This is a genomic window from Actinomyces sp. ICM39 (assembly GCF_000282935.1).
GTDB classification, from domain to species: domain Bacteria; phylum Actinomycetota; class Actinomycetes; order Actinomycetales; family Actinomycetaceae; genus Pauljensenia; species Pauljensenia odontolytica_B.
In genome coordinates, this window is the sequence record NZ_ALCB01000008.1 from 1 (window position 1) to 4,066 (window position 4,066).

Here is a 4,066-nt window from a genome sequence, read left to right on the forward strand (position 1 = left end):
GGCACACACAGCGGCCGGGCCCTCCGGCGCCCGGAACACCCGTGGGAGCACAAGCACCACACGCAGCACCACCACGCAACACCACACGCCAACGGGCGGGGTGCAGTGGGATAGACCCACGGCACCCCACCCGTCAACACCCATCTGTCAACAAGCGATCACTCCGTCGCCAGCGCCTCCGAGGGGCTGACCTTGGCGGCGCGGCGGCCGGGCAGCCACGAGGCGAGCAGCGCGGACACGATGGCCACGACGCATACGCCGACCAGCTGCAGCCACGGCACGCTCAGCACGGCAGTGGCCCCATCAATCGGCAGGCTCATGACGCCAACCCACCCGAAGGCGACACCCATGCCGACGCCGATCAGCGCGCCGGTCATCGACAGGAACAGCGCCTCGAGGGCGAGGAGGCTCTTCATCTGGCGTCGCGTCAGGCCGAGGGCCCGCAGCAGCCCGTTCTCGCGTGTGCGTTCGGCGACCGACAGCGACAGCGTGTTGGCCACGCCCACCAGGGACACGAGGACGGACACGCCGAGCAGTCCGACGAGGACGAGCATGAGCCGGTCGATGATCTTCGTGTACATCTGGCGCTCCAGCGCGGAGCCGTTGACACTCAGGTGCGAGTCCTTGAGCAGCGCGCTCTGCACGGTCTCGGCGTCGGCCCCGTCGGCCATCTTGATGATGATCGCCTGACGCTCGAGCGAGCTCGCGATGGATCGCAGGGTTTTCTCGGAGACCTGTGCCTCGCCGACGCTGCCGTTCTTGTCGTAGGTGGCGCTCAGGTCCACGCACGTGTCGGCGCACAGGCGCAGCGTCTGCCCGGCCAGGGCCTCGTCGCCGACGCGCACCTGGTTATCACCCAGCTGGGTGACGGTCGAGTGGGTGACGCCCGTGTAGTCGGGTTCTCCGGTGATCATGACCGACGAGGCCTGGGCCTCGTCCTCCGACCCGGTTCCCTCTCCGGGAGCGTAGGCGGGCGCGCCCGACGTGGTCGTCAGGGTGCCGGGGGCGGCGTACTGGGCGACGGTGGCGGCGACGCCGTCGGTGGCCGCGATGGCGGCCTGCTGGTCGTCGGTGAGCGCTCCGTTCGTGGAGGTTGCCATGAGGTCGAAGGGGCGCGCGTCGTTCACGGCGTTGGTGAGCGTGGTGCGCACGGAGGCGGCGCCGACGATGATGGTGACGACGAGGGTCACACCGATGATGATCGCGGTGCCAGTCGCGGAGGTGCGGCCGGGGTTGCGCATGGTGTTCTCGCGGGCCATGGCGGACAGGGTGCCCGGGAAGACCGAGCCGAACGCGCGGGTGAGGGCGGGCAGCAGCACCGAGGCGACGAGCAGCGCGCCGAGGAGGGCCAGGAGCGACCCGCCGAAAGCCCCGAGGAATTTCGTGCCGCCGCTATCCGAGCGCCACGCGAGGGCCACAGCTCCGCAGCCGGCCACCGCGATGAGCGCGCCGATGATGAAGCGGACGGTGTGCTTCTTGCGGGCGGCGGCCCCGGCCTCGTTCACGGGGGCGAGGGCGGCGACGGGTGCGACGCGGGAGGCGGCGCGGGCCGGGAAGACGCCGACCAGGGTCGTGAACAGGGTGGCACCGAGCCACGTGAGCGCGAGCTGCCAGACGGAGGCTCCCGCCAGCGCCGCGACGACGCTAGAGGCCAGGCCGGTACCCGCCTCCGCGAGCGCGCCAATCAGCCAGCCGAGCGCGACGCCAATCGCGGACGAGATCGCTCCGATCGCGAGGGCCTCGCGGGTCACGAGCGAGCGGACCTGTCGCCTGGTCGCTCCCAGCGTGCGCAGCAGCGCCAGTTCGCGGGTGCGCTGCGTGAGCACCACTCGGAAGGTCGAGGAGACGACGATAGAGGCCACGAGCGCCGCGATCGCCGGGAAGATCAGCATGATTCCCATCGTCACGGACGCTCCCAGGCGCGCCTGGTCGAGGTCCTTCGTGATCGCCTCGTGCACGCTGGTCACGGTCACGCCCGAGATGCCGCTGAGCGCGGAGTTTGCTCTCGCCACCCACTCGTCCTGGGTGGCGCTGGGAGGGTTTGCGTTGCTGTCCGTATCCGATCCGGAAGTTGCGACGATGAACTGCCCGGAGGCGGTCGTTCCGAAGATCGCGGAGAATCCGCCGTCGGTCACGTAGCTGGCGGGCACGCCCATGCTGATGGTGTTCGAGCGCGTGGTGCCGACGATGGTGAGGGTGCGGTAGTCGCCCTCGGTGAATCCGGCGCGCACGCGGACGGTGTCGCCTACCTTCAGCGAGAGGGTCAAGGCCGTGTGCTCGGGGATGGTGATCTGGTCGTCGGTGGTCGGGGTGGTTCCGGCGCTCAGGTCGAGGTCCGCGAAAGGCTTGGGGGCCAGCGGCGAGACGTAGAGGCCGGCGCGCGTCGCGTCGGTTTGGGCGTCGGCGGGCCACTGTGCCATGTGCTTGATCGCGGTGACGCCGCTGGTTGCGCTCAGGGCTTTTTCGGCGCTCTCAATGGCGCCCTCGGGCGCGTCCTTGTCTTGGGAGACGACGATCGTGCCGCCGCGGTACTGCTGGTAGACGCTGGAGGTCAGGCCCGAGGTCATCGCCGTCATGACGATGAGGGTGATGACGATAAAGGCCGTGGAGATAGCGACGGCCAGGCCTGTGGAAATGTAGCGGCGGCCGTGGGAGCGCAGGTTAGCGCGCAGGAGTGAGTGTGTTGCAGACATGAGGTGAGCCTTGGGGATGTAGGCGGGCGCGTTCAGCGCAGCGCCGCGGTGAGGGAGTCGGCGGTGACGTCGCGCAGGTCGGAGACGATGCGGCCGTCTCGGCACACGAGGACGCGGTCCGCGTAGGCGGCGGTGGAGGTGTCGTGGGTGACCATGATGACGCTCTGGCCGAGTTCGTCGACGGCGCGGCGCAGCAGGTCCATGACCTCGGTCGTTGAGTGCGAGTCGAGGTTGCCGGTGGGCTCATCCGCGACGATGACGGCGGGTCGGCTCATGAGGGCGCGGGCGACGGCGACGCGCTGCTGCTGGCCGCCGGACATTTCGGAGGGGCGGTGGCTCAGTCGATCCGCGATGCCCAGGGAGTTGACGATGAGGTCGAACCATCCCTTCTCAGGGGTGGCTCCGGCCAGGCGCATGGGCAGGAGGATGTTGGCGCGGGCGTCCAGGGTGGGCACCAGGTTGAATGACTGGAAAACGAAGCCGATGCGGTCTCGGCGCAGCTTCGTCAGCGCGGTGTCTTTCAGCTCGGTGATGTCGGTGTCTTCGACGAAGACGTGCCCGGAGGTGGGGGCGTCGAGGCCGGCGAGGATATGCATCATCGTGGATTTGCCGGAGCCGGAGGGGCCCATGATGGCGGTGAATTCGCCGGCGCCGAAGCCGACGCTCACGTCGTCGAGGGCGCGTACCTGTGCGTCGCCGCTTCCGTAGATCTTGGAGACGCCCTGGAGTCGGACGATGGACGAGGCCGGGGCCCGGTCGGCCACGGGGGCCTGCGCGATTGTCGTGTTCGTGTTCATGCACCCATGGTGCGCCTGCGGCGTGGGTCACCGCTACGGAGGTTTCCCCTGATTCATCCCCGAGACCACCCGGGGTACCCTCGGGGGTGCTCGGCCGCCCCACCCCGGGGGTGCGACCGTTGAAATTCCCGTGTTATGTGCTTGCAGGGTTGTTGGTCCTGACCGCACTGCCCGTGGGCCGCGGGCCTGGCGGCGGGGACTGGCTGTAGTACCCATGAGTGAAGGCGCAGACACCTACCAGAAGTTTCGCATGCAATTCGATTGCATGAACTTTCAACAACCTTCGGAATCGTTGCAATTCCAACGATGCCAATTCAAATCCTGAAATAGTCACAGGGGAATTGCATGCGAAATTGGTCGGCACACGCCAAACAGCGCGGCCTCGCCACCACCAAACGGGGGGAATTGCATCATTAGGACCCCGACACGCCGACGACACGCCGAGGCAAAGCTCCTAATGCTGCAAAACCCCCGCCATCACCGACGTGGAGGGCGCCGGAAGGACCGGAGGGCCTGGCTGCGGCGCCCGTGGGCGGTGGCGGGGCCAGGGCGGGCCTCGAGATCGACCACTCCGAG

Annotated in this window: 2 protein-coding genes; both read right to left on the reverse strand. The window is 68.5% G+C overall.

Translation table 11 applies throughout. The features are described from left to right. Positions 1-158 precede the first annotated feature (158 nt). Positions 159-2,693: an FtsX-like permease family protein gene (locus HMPREF1137_RS00305; RefSeq protein ID WP_007587502.1), complete on the reverse strand. Its 2,535-nt coding sequence runs from the start codon at positions 2,691-2,693 to the stop codon at positions 159-161. Positions 2,694-2,725: 32 nt separating this feature from the next. Next, positions 2,726-3,490: an ABC transporter ATP-binding protein gene (locus tag HMPREF1137_RS00310; protein ID WP_007587500.1), complete on the reverse strand. Its 765-nt coding sequence runs from the start codon at positions 3,488-3,490 to the stop codon at positions 2,726-2,728. Positions 3,491-4,066 lie beyond the last annotated feature (576 nt).